Origin of the sequence: Myxococcus sp. RHSTA-1-4, assembly GCF_020037125.1 — a bacterium.
In the GTDB taxonomy this organism is placed as follows: Bacteria; Myxococcota; Myxococcia; order Myxococcales; family Myxococcaceae; genus Myxococcus.
In genome coordinates, this window is sequence record NZ_JAIQDG010000043.1 from 34,576 (window position 1) to 53,603 (window position 19,028).

Sequence of the window (19,028 nt, forward strand, 5' to 3'; positions counted from 1 at the left end):
GCGTCCAGCACGTACGCCTGGACGTCGGGCACGGGACGGCCGAGCGGGACGGCGGCCGGGCGCGCCTCCACGGGCATCGCGGACGCGGGCAGCGTCAGCACGCCCACCGTGGTCTCCGTGGGGCCGTAGTGGTTGAACACCTCGCACCCGGGCCGGAGCGCCCGCACCTGGTCGATGAGGGCCCAATCCGCCGCCTCGCCGCCCAGCACCAGCCGCTGGCGCGGGAGGACCCGGCCGGGGGCCTCCGAGGCCAGCAGCGCGCGCAGATGAGAGGGGACGATCTTCAGGCAGTCCACCGAATGCCGCTCGAAGTAATCCCCCAGCGCGGCGGCGTCGGATGCGACGTCGGTGGCCACCAGGTGCAGGGTGCCGCCCAGGGCCAGCGCCGGGAACAGGGCGGTGTGCCCCAGGTCCGCGGCGAGCGTGGAGACGGACGCGGAGTTCACGCCTTCCGGCAGCGAGAGCCGCTGGATGATGCCCCGCACGTAGCGGACGATCTGCCGGTGCTCGATGGCCACGCCCTTGGGCCGCCCCGTGGAGCCGGACGTGAAGATGACGTAGGCGAGGTTGCCCGGTGCGGCGGTGCACGGCCCCGCGTCCGCGCCGTAGCGCGCGAGCATGCCGGCGTCCGTGTCGAGCCGGACGACGGTGGCGGCATGGCCCTGGAAGCGCTCGTGCGGGAGACCGGCCGTCACCACCACGCGAGCACCCGCGGCGTCCAGCGCCCCGCTCAGGCGCTCGGTGGGGAACGCCGGATCCAGCGGTACGTAGGCGCCGCCGGCCTTGAGGATGCCCAGCAGGCCCACCATCGCGTCGACGCGCCGCTCCAGGCACAGCCCCACCGGGACGTCGGGCCCCACCCCGAGGGTGCGCAGGTGGCCCGCGAGCTGGTTCGCGCGGGCGTCCAGCTCGCGGTACGTCAGTGACTCGCCACCCGCCACGACGGCGACCCGCTCGGGAACGCGGGCCGCCTGGGCTTCGAAAAGTTGATGCAGGCAGGCGTCGTCCGGCAGCGACGCGCTGGGGTTCCACTCCACCAGCAACCGATGCTGCTCCGAGGCATCGAGCAGCGGCAGCTCGGCCACCCGCAGGTCCGGCCGGGCGACCGCGGCCTCGAGCAGCGTGGCCAGGTGCCGCACCATGCGCTCGCCCGTCGCGGCCTCGAAGAGGTCCGCGCTGCACTGGAGCACTCCGGCGAAGCCCTCGCGGGTGTCGGAGAGATTGAGGGAGACCTCGAACTTCGCCAGCCCCGTGTCGAGCGCCACCGGCCGCAACGACAAGCCGGGAAGACTCAGCTCCGGCAGCGGGTCCTGCTGGAACGCGAGCATCGCCTGGAAGAGCGGAGTCCGCCCCAGGTCGCGCGCGGGCCGCAGCGCCTCCACGAGCTTTTCGAAGGGCACGTCCTGGTGCGCGTAGGCGCCGAGCGTCGTCTCCCGCACCCGCTCCAGCACTTCGCGGAAGCTCGGGTTCCCCGTCAGCTCCGTCCGCAGGACCAGGGTGTTCACGAAGAAGCCGATGAGCCCCTCCGTCTCCACCCGGGGCCGGCCCGCAACGGGAGTGCCCACACACACGTCCTGCTGGCCCGCGTACCTGCCCAGCAGCACCTGCCATCCCGCGAGCAGCACCATGAAGGGCGTCAGCCCCTCCCGCTTCGCCAGCGCCTTCACGTCCTCCGACAACGTTCTCGACAGCCGCGCCGGCACCGTGTGGCCCCGGGAGGACGGAGCGGACGGCCGGGGCCGGTCCGTGGGCAGCTCCAGCGCCGACGGCGCCCCACGCAACCGCTCCCGCCACCACGCCAGTTGCGCTTCAAGCGCCCCACCCTCCAGCCACTCCTGCTGCCAGCCCGCCCAGTCCGCGTATTGGATGGGCAGCTCCGGCAACGGCGACGGCGCCCCGCGCAGGTACGCCGCATAGAGCGCGCCCACCTCCTTCACCAGCACGCCCATGGACCAGCCGTCCGAGACGATGTGGTGCATCACCAGCACCAGGACGTGCTCGTGCACTCCCGCCCTCAGCAGCGTGGCGCGCAGCAACGGCCCCGTGGACAGGTCGAACGGACGCCGCGCCTCCTCGCGCGCGAGCCCCACCACGGCGGCTTCCCGCTCCGCCGCCGGCAGGCTGCTCAGGTCGACGAGCGGGATGACCAGCGGCAGCGTCTCGGCGATGCGCTGGACGGGAACACCGTCGCGGGTGACGAACGCGGTCCGCAGCGTCTCGTGGCGCCGCGCCACCTCGGCGAAGCATCGCTCCAGCACCGCGGCATCCAGCGTGCCCTCCAGCCGGACCGCGGCGGAGATGTTGTACGCGGGGCTGCCGCGCTCGAGCTCATCCAGGAACCACAGCCGGAGCTGGGAGAAGGACAGCAGGGGTTCCCCATGCCGTTCCCCGCGCATGAGCGGAGGCGGCGTCATGTCCCCGGCGCGAGCGCGCTGGGCGAGCACGCGCTCCGCCAGCTCCGCCACGCTGGGCCCCTGGAGGAGCACCGCCATGGGCAGCACGACGCCGAGCCCCTTCTCGATTTCGTGGCTCAGCTCCACGGCCGCCAGTGAGTCCAGGCCGAGCCGGGTGATGGGCACCTCGAGGGAGACTTCCTCGGGAGCGACGCCCAGCCGCGCGGCCACGCGGTTGCGGAGCCAGCGCTCCGGCGTCCCGTCCGGCTCCGCGGGCGCCATCACGCGGGACTGCCCCTCCTTCCAGACCGCCACGGTGCGCAGCGCTCCGGACAGGAAGCCCGCGCGGCAGGCGTGCCGCTGGATCTTCCCGCTGGACGTCTTCGGGATGCTGCCCGGCTCCAGCAACAGCACCTCGTGCGCCTGCACCTCGTGGTGCTCGCTGAGTGCCTGGCGGAGCGCGGCCAGGACCTCGGCGGGTTCCGCGCCGTGGCGCGGGTCCACCTCCTGCACCAGCACCAGGCGCTCCTCGGCCTCGACCTCCACGGCGAAGGCCGCGCCGCAGCCGGGCCGGAGCGCGGGATGGGCCTGCTCCGCCGTCCGCTCCAGGTCCTGGGGATGGTGGTTGCGGCCGCGCAGGATGACGAGGTCCTTGAGCCGCCCGGCGACGAACAGCTCCCCGCGCAGCAGGAAGCCCAGGTCGCCCGTGCGCAGGTAGCGCTCCTCGCCGCCGCTGGCCAGCCGCGCCTGGAAGGTGGCCTCGCTCGCCTCGGGACGCTGCCAGTAACCCTGGGCGATGCTGGGCCCCCGGACCCAGATCTCCCCCACCTCGCCCTCCGCGCAGCGGGTGCGCGCTTCCGGGTGGACGATGAGCAGCTCCTGGTCCGGCAGTGACGGGCCGCAGGCCACCAGCTCCCGCGCGCCGGCCGTGCCCGCGTCGACCTCCACCGCACGCGAGTGCTCCAGCGCCGCGGCATCCAGGGTGCGCGCCATCGCCCCCGTCCCCTGCTCGACGCCGGTGACGATGAGCGTGCCCTCCGCCAGGCCGTAACAGGGATAGAGGGCGCGCTGCTGGAAGCCGCGCGGGCCGAATGCCTGCTTGAAGCGCTCCAGCGTGTCCGTCCGGATGGGCTCGGCTCCGCAGAAGGCGACCTCCCACGACGAGAGGTCCAGGGACGCCCGGGCCTCTTCCGGGATGCGCCGCACGCACAGGTCGAACGCGAAGTTCGGCCCGCCACTGATGGTGCCGCGGTGGCGCGAGATGGCCTCGAGCCAGCGCTGGGGCCGCTTCAGGAACGTCAGCGGCGACATCAGCACCGTGGGGAAGGCGCCGTACAGGGGCTCGAGGATGCCGCCGATGAGCCCCATGTCATGGTAGGGCGGCAGCCAGATGACGCCCGTGCTGCCGGGGCCCACGCGGAAGCTGCGGGCAATGGCCTCCAGGTTGTGCAGGAGGTTGGCGTGGCTGAGCATCACCCCCTTGGGCGTGCCCGTGGAGCCGGAGGTGTACTGGAGGAAGGCCAGCGACCGGGGACCCACGTCCGCCGCGCGCCACCCGGCCTCGCCTCCCTCCGGCAGCGCGTCCGTGGCAACCCAGTGCAGCCCCTTCAGGTCCGGCGCCTGCTCGAAGAGGAATTCCCCCATCGACAGGATGAACGAGGTCGTGAGCACCGCCGTGGCCCGCGCGTCCTGGATGATGGCCTGCAGGCGCGGCAGCGTGCGCTCCAGCCGCGACGGGTCCGGTGGATACGCGGGCACCGCCACCAGCCCCGCGTAGAGGCAGCCGAAGAAGCCGGCGATGTATTCGAGCCCGGGGGGATAGAGCAGCACCACCCGCGTCCCCGGCTCCAGGCCGCCCAGCGCCCTGGCAATCCGCCTCGCGCGCGCGTCCAGCTCTCCGTAGGTGCAGGGGGTCTCCTCCCCCTCCACTTCCTCGAGGAAGGTGTACAGCCGCTCCCGGGATTTCTCGGCGCTGCGGACTCCCAGCAATTCCACCAGCGAGGTGAAGGTGGGCTTCGGGGATGAAGACAACCGTGGCTCGAGAAAAGGACTGGCGGACGTCATTCGCAGCGTGAAATAACCGGAAAAGTCACTTATTCATAGAAGAATAGAATACCAGCGTTTCCAGTCAGGCTGGATTAAATGGCTAAGATTGTCATTGCCCCGCTGCCGGTACCAGGCCACGTCAATCCAACGCTCAAGCTCGCGAGAGTCCTGAGGGACGCGGGGCACCACGTCGTCTACGCATCCATGCCGGACATGGGGACGAGGCTGCGCGCGGAGGGGTTCGCCTTCGAGCCGCTCTTCGAGGCCGCATATCCTCCGGGCTCGCTGGAGGCGCTTCCGTCACATTCCGGTAACGCGCTGGCGCTGCTGAGGATGATGCGGCGGGAGGTCCGGCGCCAGGACGCCATGCTCCAGGCGATGCTGGACGGGGAGCTGGAGCGGCGGCTGGGCCCCTTGAAGCCCGACCTGTTCCTCTACGATGAGAAGCTGCGTCACATCCCCCCTGTCGCCCATGGCATGGGGCTGCCCACCGTGCGCTTCAGCGTGACGGTGCCGCCCCAGCTCCTCCCGCCGGAAGCCCCCGGGCGTGTCCACCGGCCACCGCCCCGCTCCGTGGAGCGTGTCCTCTCGGCGCTGAGCCTGGCGCCACGCATGAGCTGGTACTTCGACCAGCTCGCGAGGAAGCACGGCTACCCGGGGAGGCTCGACACGCCCGCGCTGCGGCGGGACGGGCGCCCCATGGCGGACCTGCTCTTCTTCCCCGAGGCCTTCGTCGGCGCGGGAAGGGACCTCCCCGGGGAGCGCTACCACGTGGGACCACTCGTCGACGTGGATCGCCAGGAGCCGGACCTTCCCTGGGAGCGCATTCCCGAGGGCGGGCCGCTCGTCTTCTTCTCCCTGGGGACACTGGCCTTCTCCACGCCCAGGGCACCACGGCTGGTGCGCGCCATGCTGGAGGCCGCCGCCCAGCGCCCGCAGTGGCGCTTCGTGCTCGCGGTGGGGGGGACGCTGCCTCCCGGCACGCTCGGCACGGCGCCTCCCAATGCGCTCGTCGTGGGCCACGCGCCGCAGCTGCGGCTCCTCCAGAAGGCCGACGTCATGGTGAACCATGGCGGCACCAACAGCGTGAAGGAGTGCATCTACTTCGGCGTCCCCATGGTGGCGGTGCCGCTGCAGCATGACCAGCCCGCCATCGCGAGGCTCGCGGCGCACCACGGCGTGGGGACCTGCCTGCCACCCGAGGAGTTCACCGCGAAGAGCGTGCTGGCCCACCTGGACGAAGTGCTCGGCAACCCGGCCTGCCGGAGCGCCGTCACCCGGATGCGGGAGCTGTTCCGGGAGGCCGATGCGCCCGGCCGCATCACCGCCGTCATCGACGACATCCTCCAGCGCTTCCAGCCCGCACGGGCGGCGTCCATGTAAACAAATATTTCATGGACTTCCGGTTGTTCTTGTGTGTTCCCTGCCGGCGTGAGCAGCAGGGTCTGACATCCACCCAGTGAAGGAACACCTCATGGTCCAAGCCGCTCCGCAGACAGCGACCCGTGCGTTCTCGGGCATCGATGCCGATGCCGTGGCCATCCTCCAGCGTCTGCAGGCGGGCGGGTTCCAGGGGTACCTGGTGGGCGGGTGCGTGCGGGACGAGCTGCTCGGTCATCCGCCGAAGGACTTCGACATCGCGACCAACGCCCGCGCGGATCAGGTCCAGGAGCTGTTCCCCGAGTGCCGGTTGCTGCCCGGACGCGGTTCGGTGCTCGTGCACGTGCATCGCGGCGGCAAGGTCTTCGACGTCGCCACCCTGCGCCCGCTCCGGACGCCGGCCGGCACGCCGCTGCTGGCGCCGGACGCGGACCTCGTGGCGGTGGCGCGCACGGTGGAGGTCGGCACGGTGGCGCAGGACGCGGAGTCCCGCGACTTCTCCGTCAACGCGCTCTACTACGACGTGGCCGCCGGCCAGGTCCTCGACTTCGTCGGGGGGCTGGCCGACGCGCGCGAGCGGGTGCTTCGCTCCCTGGGCGAGCCCACGCTTCGCTTTCGCGACGACCCCTCACTCGTCTACCGCGCCGTCCGCATCGCCGCGCGGCGGGCGCTGACCATCGAGCCCCGGACGCTGGAGGCCCTGCGCGAGGGCGTCGCCGCCCTTCCGACGTGTCCGTTCCCGCTCCGCGCCCATGAGCTGCTCGAGTCGCTGGACGGCGGCGCCGCCGCCCCCTGTCTCCGGCGGTTCCGGGAGCTGGGCGTGCTGGAGGCCACGATGCCGCCGCTGATGATGCTGCTGGAGCGGCTCGGCCCGCCGGCGTGGAATGGCCTGCTCGCCTTCGCCGAGGCCATGGACCGGCTGCATGGGCGCGGCCGGAAGCTGGGGCCCGCGGCCCGGCTGGCGTGTGTCCTGCTGCCGCTGGTGCGCCAGGCTCCGCGTCCTCCGGGCACCCCAGGTGAGACGGCCTCCGCGGCCGGGGCCATGCTGCCCATGCTCGCCGGGCTCGACCAGGGCGCCGCCCTCCCGCTGTTGAAGCACGGCGTGGCACTGCTCGAGGCCCAGCAGGCGCTGCTCGCCGGTCCGGGGGCTCTGGCGGCCGGCACCGTGCGGAGCTCTCCCCTCTTCGCCGAGGCGCTCGCCGTCCTCGAAGTCACCATCGAGGCCACGAACGGCCCCCGGGAGCTCCTGGAGGGCTGGTCCACGCGGAGCGCGGCCGAGGGGCGCGTGGCATGAAGCTGCTCGCGCTGCTCTTCCAGGCGTCCCGGGGGCGCTTCGTCTTCGCCGTCCTCTGTGGACTGCTCTCCGGCGCCTGTGGGGCCGGCCTCGTCGCGCTCATCAACCAGGTCCTCTCGCGCCAGCTTCCCTCGGGCACGGCGCAGCTCGGCCTGTTCGGCGGGCTCGTCCTGGTGGCGCTCGTCTCGCGAATCCTCGCCCAGGTGTTCGTCAGCCAGATCAACCAGGATGCGCTCTTCGAGATGCGCCTGAAGACCAGCGAGCGCATCGTGGCCGCGCCGCTGCGGCAGCTCGAGGAGAGCGGAGCCCACCGGCTGCTGGCGGCGCTCACCGAGGACCTCTTCCACCTCAGCAACGCCATGGCGATGCTGCCCCGGCTGGTCATCAACGCCTCCACCGTGCTGGGCTGCCTCGTCTACATGGTGTGGCTGTCTGAGGTGCTGCTGCTGGCACTGGTGCTGTGTCTCGCCCTGGGCATCGCCACGTACCGTCTGTCCACCTCGCGGGCGCTCCGGGACTACCGCACCGCGCGCGAGGAGCAGGACGAGCTCATCCGGCACTTCCGCGGGCTGACGGACGGCATCAAGGAGCTCAAGCTGCACTCCCGCCGGAAGGATGACTTCCTCGCGCGGGTGGTCGCCACGACGGCCGAGCGCGTCCGCCACCTCCAGAAGCGGGCGGCCACCGCGTTCGCCATCGGTTCGAGCTGGGGGATGTTCCTCTTCTTCGCCGTCATCGGCGTATTGCTCTTCCTGCTGCCCCGGCTCGCGCCGGTGAGCGACGCGGCGATGGTGGGCTACACGCTGGCCGTGCTGTACCTCCAGCAGCCCTTGATGGGACTCATGGAGGGCATGCCCATGATCTCCCGGGGTCAGGTCTCGTTCATCAAGCTGCAGGAGCTGGGCCTGTCGCTGGAGGCGTCATCCGAGTCCGTGCATGGCCGCGCGAGCCTCGAGTCGCGCCCGCGCTTCTCCCGGCTGGAGCTGGCCGGCGTGACGCACAGCTACCGGCGCGAGCACGACGACAAGACCTTCACGCTGGGCCCCATCGACCTGGTCCTTCAACCGGGCGAGCTGCTCTTCCTGGTGGGCGGCAACGGCAGCGGCAAGACGACCCTGGCCAAGCTGCTCACCGGGCTCTACGTGCCACAGCACGGGCAGGTCCTGCTGGACGGGCGCCCCGTCACCACGCAGGAGCTGGAGCAGTACCGCCAGCACTTCTCGGCGGTGTTCTCCGACTTCCACCTCTTCGACCGGCTGCTGGGCGTGGGCTCCGACTTCTCACAGGTGCGGCCCTACCTGGAGCGGCTGCAGCTCGAGCACAAGGTGCGGCTCGAAGGCGATGCCTTCTCCACGACGGAGCTCTCCCAGGGACAGCGCAAGCGCCTGGCGCTGGTGGCGGCCTTCCTGGAGGACCGCCCCATCTACCTCTTCGACGAGTGGGCGGCGGACCAGGACCCCAGCTTCAAGGAGGTCTTCTACCGGGAACTGCTCCCGGAGCTGAAGCGGCGTGGCAAGGCCGTGGTGGTCATCTCCCATGACGACCGCTACTTCGACGTGGCGGACCGGCTCCTGCACCTGGAGTCCGGCCGCCTCCTGCCGGAGGGGACCTCCCCCGTCCGCAGGGTGGCTTCCTGAAGCGCGAGGCAGGACCCGGCGGCGGAGCGTGCCCGCCGGGCCTTCTCCGGCGTTCAGGCCGGGTTCTTGCGGATGGTGACCTGGAAGCCCTTCCGCACCACCTGGAGGTCGGAGGCGGCGGCGGTCAGGAACGCATCGATGCCGATGTCCGGCCGTGGCATGTGCGAGTGCGGCGTGAGCTGGGCGGTGGCCATCCCGTAGTCGTCGAAGATCATCCACCCGCCCGGCCGCAGCAGGCGCCAGCTCAGCACGGCGTCCTCCAGGGTGTCGTAGGTCTGGTGCGAGCCGTCGACGTAGATGAAGTCGAACGTGGGCTCCGGCGCCATGCGGCGCAGCACCACGGAGGAGGCGCCAGCCAGCTTCTCCACGCGGTCCGCGGCGCCGCTCGCGGCGATGTTCTCGTCGAAGAGCTTCGTGTACTCGCCGTTGAAGAGGTCGACGCAGGTGATGCGGCTCGTCGGATGGGTGAGCACGTTCTCCAGCAGCCAGATGGCCGAGCGGCCCTCGAAGCTGCCAATCTCCAGGGCCCTGACCCCGGGCTTGCCGGCCAGCGGCGCGAGCGTGTCACGCCACTCCGCCTCGCACTTCGACATCCAGTCCGAGGAGAACCGGTACCGGCCCACCTGCCGCGCCGCGGGATTGCGCTCCAGGTAGGAGTGCAGCGCCGCCTTCGTCTCGGGAGCAACCCACGGCATCTGCAGCAGCCGCTCGACGGCGACACGCGCCGCGAGCCGCAGGTTGTCCGCGGACGCCGCATGGGGCCCGAGCTGGGCGACCGCTCCATCCTTCACCAGCGCCCCCGCCGCCTCCACGTCCCTGAGCCAGCTCACCACACCCGCGTTCGCGTCCGGCCCCGGCGACCTCAAGAGCTCCTGCACGCGGGCAGCGAGCGATGCGACCTTCGCGGCGACATCTACTCCTGGATTCACTCCGGCCTTCCTTTCCTTCGCATGGAGGGCTCCCGGTCCTGTCGGCGCGCGGGAGTAACGCGGCGTTTAACCCGTTCGGGATGGGAGAATAAACGGAAATCAGGTGGTATGAGGAAATCCCCCAAAACAACAAATTTGTATCGGAGCCCGCATCCATGCACGACACCCGCCTCCTGGTGACCTCCATCGTTCGTATCTCCGGCATTGGGGAGAGCAGCGGGTACGTGCGCCTCGTCAGCCGGAAGGAGCGCCGGGTCCTGGCAACGTGGCCCACGCCGGAGAGCCCCTACCGCCAGTTCGATCTCAATCCGCGGGGCGGGCTCCGGGGCGGACGCGGCATCGGTGCGGACTCGGAGCGGGTGGTCATCGCCATGACGGATCGCCTCTTCGTTTTTGATCGCTCCTGGCGGCAGGTGGGTGAGCTGACGCATCCGCTGTTCGGCGAGGTGCACGACATCCTCGTGGAGCAGGACGGCGTCTGGGTGACGGCCAGCGCCTCGGACCGGTTGGTCAAGCTGGGCTGGGACGGGACGCTGCTGCGATCATGGAGCTGGCGGGATGACCCGGCCCTCGTCGAAGCGCTGGAGCTGCACGACGCGCCCGCGGACGACGCCAACGCCGACTATCGCGATCCGCGCCAGCTCCCTCCCGTCTACGACTTCGTCCACCTGAACGGCGTGTCCCGCGCCCCGGAAGGGCTGCTGCTGTCCTTCGGCTTCGTCGCCTCCAGCGTCACGCGGCGGCTCCAGCGGGTGCTGGGCCTGCCCGGGGTGCTCCTCAAGAAGCTGGGCTTCGACACGGGCATGTCACGTCCCTCGCGGACGTTCGCGTTGCGCTTCCTGTCCTCGCGGATCTCCACCTCGTCCTGGCATGGCGTCCTCCTGCCGGACCAGGGAGCCGCGCGTCTCGTCACCCGGATGGACGGCGTCAAGATTCCCAACCACAACCTGCTGCGGCACGGGGACGCCTTCGTCTTCAACGACACCCACTCCAGCCACCTCGTGCGGCGGGCGGTGGATGGGAGCCGGACGGAGCAGGTGCGGGTTCCGGGAAGCCCGGCGTTCGCCCGGGGACTGGCCCCGCTGGGGGGGAGCCGGTTCGCCGTCGGCAGCCAGCGCCCCGCGGCGCTGTACGAGATCGACTTCGACGACCTGAGCTGCGAGCCACTCTGCGAGCTGAGCACGCACCCGCACGAATGTGTCTACGGAATCCATGCCGTGCCGGACGGCTTCGGTGAGCCGCCCGCCCGGCTCTTCGAGAGCGCGGCCCCGCCGAAGGACGCGGGGCCCTGGGAGCAGGCGCGCGTGGCGTGAGCCCGCGCGCTCGGCTCAGCGCTTCAGCTCGAAGAAGAAGTCGGGCACGCGCAGCGCCTTGCCCTCGGCCACGGCGCGCTCGTAGACCCAGTGGCCCACCGCGAGGTCCAGCACCCCGAGCCCGAAGGGGCTGAAGAGGACCGGACGCGAGCGGTCCACCTTGCACTCGCCGCGGATGAGCTGGGCCAGCGTGCCGGTGACGAAGCCACGGCCGCCGGTGAGCTTCTCCGCCAGGTGCGGCGACGTGTTCGCCTTCATGACGTGCTCCACGTCATCGACGATGTTGTACGAGCGCAGGAGCAGCTCGGGCGCGATGTCCCGCAGGGAGATGTGGAGCACCACGGGGTTGTGCGCCAGCAGCTCCGGGTCGTGGATGTGGGGCGTGGCGGCCGTGGTGGCCAGGACGATGACGTCGCTGCGCCGCAGGCACGTGTTCAGGTCCGGAGCCGAGCCCACGCGCTGGTGGCGGCCGGGGATGCACACCTCGCGGGCGAAGCGCTCCGACTCGCCGGGGGTACTGTCGTGGAGGAGGACCTCGTCCACCTCCCAGCCGGACTGCATGAAGAACTGGTAGATGTAGCGGGCGATGAGGCCGTTGCCGACGATGCCCAGGCAGCGGGCCTTGCGCTGGCCGCCGTTCATCCACTGCGCGCCCAGCACGGCCGAGCCGGCGGTGCGCGCCGCGGAGATGATGGAGGACTCCAGGCACGCGAACGGATAACCCGTGTCGTAGCTGTTGAGGATGAGCACCGCCGAGGCGCGCGGGAAGCCGCGCTGCACGTTGGACGGGTAGCTGGCAATCCACTTGATGCCGGACACGTCCACGTCGCCGCCCAGGTAGGCCGGGAGGGCGATGATGCGGGCGTCGGGCTTCTCGGGGAAGCGGAGGAAGTAGCTGTCCGGGTTGACGGAGCGGCCGTCCTGGTGCGTGAGGTAGGCCGCCTCCACGCGGCGGATGCACTCGGCCACGTCGCCATGGATGACGTCGTGAGCCACCTTGCCGGAGATGATGGAGAAGTCGAAGCTCATGTGGCGGGTGTCGCCTACTCGAGGCGAGATGTCCACTGGGGGTTGTAGAGGGTTTCGAGGTAGGCCGCCCCGCCGTCCGCGCAGAGGAAGAGGACGTTGGGCGGCGTGAGCGAGCGCATCTTCGGGAGGTAGCGCTTGACGGCGGCGTACGCCGAGCCGGACGAGCCGCCGACGAAGAGGCCATGGCGCCGCAGCAGCTCCTGGCAGGCCTGGGCCGTCTCGCTCTCCGGAACGCGCACGACGTCGTCGATGCGCGCCTGTTTCACCAGGTCGGGGACGATGCTGGCGCCGATGCCGGGGATGTGCCGCTTGCGAGGCGTGCCGCCGAAGATGACCGAGCCCTCGGCGTCCACGGCGATGATTCTCACCGAGGGGAACTTCTCCTTGAGCCGGTGAGACACGCCGGAGATGGTGCCGCCGGTGCTGACGCCCAGGAAGACGTAGTCCAGCGTGGTGAAGGCGCGGGCAATCTCCTCGCCCGTGAGCCGGTAGTGGGCCTCGAGCGCATCCGGATTGCCGTACTGGTTGGTCCAGTAGGCGCCCGGGGTGCTGTCCACCAGCTCCTTCACCTTGGCCAGCCGCGTCTTGAGGAATCCGCCGGTGTCGTCGCGCTGCTCCACCTTGACGACACGCTCGCAGAGCCGCCGCAGGGAGGACTCATAACCCGGGGTGATGTTCGGATCGATGACCGGAACGAAGGACAGCCCGAGCAGCCGGCAGTACGAGGCCAGGGCGTTGGCGAAGTTCCCCGAGGAGGACTCGACGATGGTGCTGCCGGAGTCGATCTGCCCGCGCTCCAGCGCGGACTTGAGCAGCCAGTACGCGGGCCGGTCCTTCACACTGCCAATGGGGTTGTGCCCCTCCAGCTTCGCGTAGAGGTTGATGCCCTCGTACTTCAGGGGCAGCACGGGAGTCTCCCGGAGGAGCGCCCCCAGGGTCGCCATGCGTTGCGCCAGCTCGTTGGACATCTCATCACTCGTTCGGCCAGTCTCTCTTCGGCCGACTGTCGTCCGTTGGATATGACGACACGGGTGTATTTATTCGGCTCAGGGTGGATTTGTATAGAGCCCCCACCGAATCAGGAGTCTGTATGTCGCAGGAGCACATGACCGCGCTGCGCTGCGTCCATTGTGGACAACGCCACCCCGTGGACGCGGTCGCGTACACGTGCCCGCACTGCGGCATCGAGGGCATCCTCGATGTGGAGTACGACTACAACGAGGTGGCGGGCACGCTGACCCGGGAGGCGCTGGCGGCGCGGCCCCTGAATCAGTGGCGCTACGAGGAGCTGCTGCCGCTCGACGCCCGGGCGGAGCGGCCCGCGCTGCACGTGGGGATGACGCCGGTGTACGAGTCCCCTGCCCTGGCGCGGGACGTGGGGCTGGAGCGGCTGGTGCTGAAGGACGAGGGCCGCAACCCGACGGGTTCGTTCAAGGACCGCTCGAGCGCGCTGGCGGTGATGAAGGCGCGGGAGGCGGGGCGGGACACGGTGGCGTGCGCGTCGGCCGGTAACGCGGCGGCGTCACTCGCGGGCTTCGCGGCGGTGATGGGGGTGCGGAGCGTCATCTTCGTGCCCCAGCGGACGCCGGAGCCGAAGCTGGCGCAGCTCCTGGTGACGGGGGCTCGGGTCCTTCGGGTGGAAGGCAGTTATGACGACGCGTACTGGCTCTGTCAGGCCGCGTGCGAGCGGTACGGCTGGTACAACCGCAACTGCGCCATCAACCCCTACCTGGTCGAGGGAAAGAAGACTGCGGGCCTGGAGCTGGCGGAGCAGCTCGGCGCGCGGATGACGGACTGGGTGGCGGTGTCCGTGGGGGATGGCTGCACGCTCGCGGGCATCTGGAAGGGCCTGAAGGAGATGAAGCGGCTGGGCCTCATCGAGCGGCTGCCGCGGATGATGGGCGTTCAGGCGGCGGGCGCGGCCCCCGTGGCGGCGGCGATGGAGACCGGTGCGCTGAAGCCCATGGAGGCGCGGACGCTGGCGGACTCCATCGCGGTGGGCTGGCCCCGCAACTGGCGCAAGGCGGTTGACGCAGTGCGCGAGTCCGGGGGCTGCTTCGTGAGCGTGGAGGACGCGGAGATGCTCGCGGCGCAGGGACAGCTGGCGCGGAGGACGGGGGTCTTCGCGGAGCCCGCGGCGGCGGCGGCCCTGGCGGGACTGGTGCGCGCCGTCCGTGAGAAGCGCGTGGACCCGGCGGAGAGCGCGACCGTGGTCGTCACCGGGCATGGCTTGAAGGACGTGCGCACGGCGATGCAGGCCCTGGAGGCACCGTTGGACGTGGCGCCCCGCGTCGAAGCAATGGAGGCGCTGCTCGCGCGAATAGGGTGACGGCGTCACAGCGGCCAGACGCTTGACCTACGGGAAACCCACGATTTCTCGTGCTCCACCCAACAACGTTGACTTATCAGCCATATCGGATTCTAACCCTCCCACTGAATCCGGCGCCTCGATGAGTTTCCTGCAAACCCTAGAAACGCGTGCGGCTTCGAGTCCCGAGTCGCTGGCCTTCACCTTCTTGTCCGATGGAGAGTCCGAAGAGACTCACCTGACCTACGGACAGGTGCTTCAGCGCACACGCGAGGTCGGCGGGCTGCTGCAGGAGGCGGGCGCGCGCGGCGAGCGCGTGTTGCTGCTGTTCCCTCCGGGGCTGGACTACCTCATCGCCTTCCTCGGCTGCATGCAGGCGGGGGCGGTCGCGGTTCCCGCCTACCCGCCGGACCCGTCGCGCCTGGGCCGCACGCTGCCCCGGCTGGACGCGCTGACCGCCGACGCGCAGGCGCGCTTCGTGCTGGCACCCGCGTTCATTCGCGACATGGCCGGCGAGTTCTTCGACCAGGCCGGCGCGCTCGCCAGCGCGCGGTGGCTGGCCATCGAGGACGCGGGACCCGCGCACGCGAGCGGCTGGAAGGACCCGGGGGCGACTCCGGAGACGGTGGCCTTCCTCCAGTACACGTCGGGGTCCACCGGCTCGCCGCGCGGCGTGGTGCTCACCCACGCCAACCTCATCCACAACTCGAACGCCATCCAGCGCTGCTTCGAGCACGACTCGCGCAGCGTGGGCGTCATCTGGCTGCCGCCCTACCACGACATGGGGCTCATCGGCGGCATCCTGCAGCCGCTGCACGCCGGCTTCCCCGTCGTGCTGATGTCGCCGCTGGACTTCCTGGCGCGCCCGATGCGCTGGCTCCAGGCGGTGTCGCGCTACCGCGCCACCACCAGCGGCGGGCCCAACTTCGCCTATGAGTTGTGCGTCCGGAAGGCCACTCCCGAGCAGATCGCGCAGCTCGACCTGAGCTCGTGGAGCCTGGCCTTCAACGGCGCGGAGCCCCTGCACCCCGCCACGCTCCAGCGCTTCTACGAGACGTTCGCCCCCTGTGGTTTCCGCCCCGAGGCGATGTATCCCTGTTACGGGCTGGCCGAGGGGACGCTCATCGCCTCCGGAGGAAGGAAGGCGGCGCTCCCCGTGCAGCGCGCCTTCCGCAAGGACGCGCTGGAGCGCGACGAGGCCCTCTCCGTGCCCGCCACGGAGGAAGGCGCGCTGCACCTGGTGGGCTGTGGCACGCGCCTGCCGGACCAGGAGCTGCTCATCGTGGATCCGCGGAGCCGGCTCCCGCTGCCCGAGGGCCGGGTCGGCGAGGTCTGGCTGCGCGGGCCCAGCGTCGCCCAGGGCTACTGGAGCCGCCCCGAGGAGACGGAGGCCACCTTCCGCGCACGCCGCGCCGATGACGCCGCGGCAGGCCCCTACCTGCGCACCGGTGACCTGGGCTTCCTCCAGGAAGGCGAGCTGTTCGTCACCGGCCGCCTCAAGGACCTCATCATCGTCCGGGGCCGCAACCACTACCCGCATGACCTGGAGCGGACCGCCGTCGCGTGTCACCCCGCCCTGAGGCCCGGATGCTCCGCGGCCTTCGGCGTGGAGGCGGAAGGCGGCGAGCAGCTCGTGCTGGTGCAGGAGGTGGACACGCGCAAGGCGTTCGACGCGGCGGCCCTGGCGGAGAGCATTCGCCAGGCCGTGGCCGCGGAGCATGGCGTCCTCCTCCACGCGGTGGTGCTCATCGAGCCCGGCAGCCTGCCCAAGACGTCGAGCGGCAAGGTGCAGCGGCGCGCGAGCAAGGCGGCCTGGCTGGCCGGGCAGCTCTCGGTGGTGGCCAGTGACGTCCGGGCGGCGGAGGCGGAAGGGGCCGCGGAGTCTTCGGGTGCACCCGAGCTGCCGCCGCTGGCCGAGCTGCGCGCCCTGCCCCGCGACGCGCGCGAGGAGCGGCTCGTTTCGTGGCTGCTGGCTCGCGCCGCGACGGCGCTCCGGGTGCCCGCCTCGCGCATCGACCGGGCCGCGCCGCTCGTCCAGCTCGGCCTGGACTCGCTGGGCTCGGTGGAGCTGCGCGCGGACATCGAGAGTGCGCTCGGCGTCTCCATTCCCCTGCCGGAGCTGCTGGGCGGCCTCACCTTCGAGGAGCTGTCGCGGCGGTGTCAGGAGTCCCTGGAGAGCGGCCCGGGCGCGATGCTCCGGCCGGCCCCGGTGCCCCGCGGCGTGGACCTGCCGCTGTCGTACCCGCAGGAGGACATGTGGCTCGCCTCGCGGCTGGATGCCAGCGGCGGCGGCTACAACATCTCCGCGGCGCTGAGCCTGCGGGGCGACCCGCGGCCGGCCTGGCTGGAGGCCGCCTTCCTCGAAATCGTCCGCCGCCACGAAGCGCTGCGGACCTGCTTCCCCGAGGTGGATGGCAGGCCGGTGCAGCGCATCCTGCCCCCCACGCCCATCCCGCTGCCGGTGGAGGACCTGCGCACGCTCGACGCGGCCGCACGCGAGGCCCGGGTCCAGCAGGCGGCGGTGGAAGAGGCACGCGCGCCCTTCGCGCTCCAGCACGGTCCCCTGCTCCGCGCGCGCCTGCTGCGGCTGGAGGACTCGCGGTACGTGCTGCTCTTCACGGTGCACCACATCGCCGCGGACGGCTGGTCCATGCGCCTGCTCATCCAGGAGCTGACCGCCCTCTACTCCTCCTTCCAGAATGACGCGCCGCCCGCGCTTCCGCCCCTGCCGTACCAGTACGCGGACTTCGCGGTGTGGCAGCGCCAGCGGCTGGCGGGAGAGCACCTGGAGTCGCTGCTCGCGTGGTGGCGCGCGGAGGTGGCCGGGCTCCCCACCGAGCTGAAGCTGCCCACGGACCGCGAGCCCGCGGGCCCGCCGGACGCGCGCGGCGGCACGCTGAGCGTGTTGCTGCCCCCGGAGCTGCTGGCGCGGCTGCAAGGCGCGTGCGCCAGCCACGGCGTGACGCCGTTCATGTGGATGCTCGCGGGCTTCCAGACGCTGCTGGCGCGCACCACCGGCCAGGAGGACGTGCCGGTGGGCGTGGCCGACCTGGGCCGCGGCGCCCCCGGCTCCGAGCGCCTCATCGGCAACTTCGTCAACATGTTGGTGCTGCGCACGCGGCTCGGCGGAGACCCGCCCTTCGCCGAGGTGCTGCGCCGGGTGAAGGCGTCCTCGCTGGGCGCCGCCGCCCACGCCGAGCTGCCCTTCGAGCAGCTCGCGCGCGGCCGTCCGCCCCTGTTCCGCGCCGCCTTCGGCACCCAGAACCAGCCGCGCGAGCGCCTGTCGCTGCCCGGCCTGGAAGTGGAGCCGCTCCTGTTCGACACCGGCGTGTCCCGCCTGGACCTCACGCTGTGGGCGTCCGAGACACCCGAGGGCCTGCGCTGCCACTGGACCTACGCCTCGCGCCTGTTCGACGCGGCCAGCGTGGAGCGGCTGCACCGCCAGTTCGTGGGGCTGCTGGAGGCCACGCTGTCCCGCCCCGAGACGCGGCTGGCGGCCCTGCCCCTGGAGGCCGCGGATGACGCGACGGTGAAGGGCGCGCTGGGCAAGTTGGGCGCGCGGCGGCGGCGTGGCTCCGGGCCCGGCCCGGACGGAAGCAACACCCCCTCAGGCACACCCGGGAGTCACCAGCCATGAAGGAGTCCCTGCCCGGCCTCGGCGCGCGCTCGCGCCGGCCCGTGAAGCTCTCCAGGTCGGAGATGATCACCACGCGCCTGCCCGACGGCGAGGCGTACCCGCTCATCCTCGAGCCCCGCGTGGAGGGGCTGGAGCTGGTGCAGTGGGCCCGGGAGAACCGCGCGTACCTCGAAGAGGAGCTGACGCGCGTGGGCGGGCTGATGCTGCGCGGCTTCCGCATGGAGGGCGTGGACGGCTTCGCGGACTTCGTGCGTGTCACGTCGGGCGCGCCGCTGGCCTATACGGAGCGGTCCTCCCCGCGCGAGGTGGTCAAGGACCAGGTCTACACCTCGACGTCGCACCCGTCTGACCAGGAAATCTTTCCGCACACCGAGCAGTCCTACAACCTGACGTTCCCGCAGAAGATCTACTTCCACTGCGTCACCCCGCCGGCCGAGAGAGGCGCCACGCCCATCGCCTGCACGCGCCGCATCCTGCGCGAGCTGCCTCGCGAGGTGGTGGAGCGCTTCCTGGCCCACGGCTACCGCTACGTGCGCAACTTCGGCGAGGGGCTCGGCCTGTCGTGGCAGGAGGCCTTCCAGACGAAGGACCGCGCGGAGGTGGAGCGCTACTGCACCGAGAACCAGATTGAGTTCCAGTGGCTCGGCCAGGACCGCCTGCGCACCAGCCAGAAACGCCGCTGCGTGGCCCGGCATCCCATCTCCGGTGAGCTGGCGTGGTTCAACCACGCCACGTTCTTCCACGTCAGCACCCTGGAGGCGGAGCTGGTGGCCCACCTTCGCGCCCTCTACGGCGAGGAGGACATGCCCAACAACACCTTCTACGGCGATGGCTCGCCCATCGAGCCGGAGGTGCTGGAGCTGCTGCGCGCCGCCTACCGGCGGGCTCGGGTGTCGGTGCCGTGGCGTAAGGGGGACGTGATGCTGCTGGACAACATGCTGATGGCCCACGGCCGCGAGCCCTTCAAGGGGGAGCGCCTGGTGGTGGTGGCCATGGCGGATCCACGGCGCTGGGCGGACGTGGCTTTCGACGGCCCGCTTCCGGCCCTGGCGGGCTGAGCGG

Annotated in this window: 11 protein-coding genes (1 of these 11 running past the window's edge); 7 read left to right on the top strand and 4 right to left on the bottom strand. The window is 71.2% G+C overall.

The window, feature by feature from the left end:
• On the bottom strand, positions 1-4,424 hold the start of the coding sequence (locus K8638_RS38705; RefSeq protein ID WP_223759767.1) for a non-ribosomal peptide synthase/polyketide synthase. Its footprint begins 11,788 nt before the window's first position; the window shows 4,424 of its 16,212 coding nt (coding positions 1-4,424); its start codon is at positions 4,422-4,424; its stop codon lies beyond the left edge, outside the window.
• A 111-nt stretch (positions 4,425-4,535) separates the two neighbouring features.
• Here K8638_RS38705 and K8638_RS38710 point away from each other — a divergent pair, with 111 nt between their 5' ends.
• The 3 genes from K8638_RS38710 to K8638_RS38720 all read left to right on the top strand — a co-directional run bounded on the left by K8638_RS38710 (position 4,536) and on the right by K8638_RS38720 (position 8,750).
• A complete protein-coding gene (locus tag K8638_RS38710) occupies positions 4,536-5,822 on the top strand; it encodes a glycosyltransferase (protein WP_223759768.1) in 1,287 nt (428 codons plus the stop codon).
• A 91-nt stretch (positions 5,823-5,913) separates the two neighbouring features.
• The gene (locus K8638_RS38715; protein WP_223759769.1) at positions 5,914-7,113 is read left to right on the top strand and encodes a hypothetical protein; all 1,200 of its coding nucleotides are present in this window, start codon (positions 5,914-5,916) and stop codon (positions 7,111-7,113) included.
• A complete protein-coding gene (locus tag K8638_RS38720) occupies positions 7,110-8,750 on the top strand; it encodes a cyclic peptide export ABC transporter (protein ID WP_223759770.1) in 1,641 nt (546 codons plus the stop codon). Before K8638_RS38715 ends, K8638_RS38720 begins: the two co-directional genes overlap by 4 nt.
• 53 nt (positions 8,751-8,803) lie before the next feature.
• Here the strand turns inward: K8638_RS38720 and K8638_RS45445 are convergent, their stop codons facing one another.
• On the bottom strand, positions 8,804-9,679 hold the full coding sequence (locus K8638_RS45445; RefSeq protein ID WP_223759771.1) for a class I SAM-dependent methyltransferase: 876 nt from the start codon (positions 9,677-9,679) through the stop codon (positions 8,804-8,806).
• Between the two features lie 155 nt (positions 9,680-9,834).
• On the opposite strand from K8638_RS45445, the gene K8638_RS38730 reads away from it, so the two are divergent.
• Positions 9,835-10,992 carry a hypothetical protein gene (locus K8638_RS38730; protein WP_223759772.1) on the top strand — a complete coding sequence of 386 codons (1,158 nt, stop codon included), beginning with the start codon at positions 9,835-9,837 and terminating at the stop codon, positions 10,990-10,992.
• Positions 10,993-11,007: 15 nt separating this feature from the next.
• Here K8638_RS38730 and sbnB read toward each other — a convergent pair whose 3' ends face one another.
• Both sbnB and sbnA read right to left on the bottom strand, forming a co-directional pair.
• On the bottom strand, positions 11,008-12,021 hold the full coding sequence (gene sbnB, locus K8638_RS38735) for a 2,3-diaminopropionate biosynthesis protein SbnB (RefSeq protein WP_223759773.1): 1,014 nt from the start codon (positions 12,019-12,021) through the stop codon (positions 11,008-11,010).
• Between the two features lie 14 nt (positions 12,022-12,035).
• Positions 12,036-12,989: a 2,3-diaminopropionate biosynthesis protein SbnA gene (sbnA, locus tag K8638_RS38740; protein WP_223759774.1), complete on the bottom strand. Its 954-nt coding sequence runs from the start codon at positions 12,987-12,989 to the stop codon at positions 12,036-12,038.
• Between the two features lie 122 nt (positions 12,990-13,111).
• Between sbnA and K8638_RS38745 the strand changes: the two genes are divergently transcribed.
• The 3 genes from K8638_RS38745 (at position 13,112) to K8638_RS38765 (ending at position 19,024) form a co-directional block, all read left to right on the top strand.
• Positions 13,112-14,350, top strand: coding sequence for a threonine synthase (locus K8638_RS38745; protein WP_223759775.1), 1,239 nt, complete (start codon positions 13,112-13,114; stop codon positions 14,348-14,350).
• Between the two features lie 121 nt (positions 14,351-14,471).
• Complete coding sequence (locus tag K8638_RS45050) at positions 14,472-17,966, top strand: condensation domain-containing protein (protein WP_305071224.1); 3,495 nt, start codon at positions 14,472-14,474, stop codon at positions 17,964-17,966.
• Positions 17,963-19,024: a TauD/TfdA family dioxygenase gene (locus tag K8638_RS38765; protein WP_223759776.1), complete on the top strand. Its 1,062-nt coding sequence runs from the start codon at positions 17,963-17,965 to the stop codon at positions 19,022-19,024. Before K8638_RS45050 ends, K8638_RS38765 begins: the two co-directional genes overlap by 4 nt.
• Positions 19,025-19,028 lie beyond the last annotated feature (4 nt).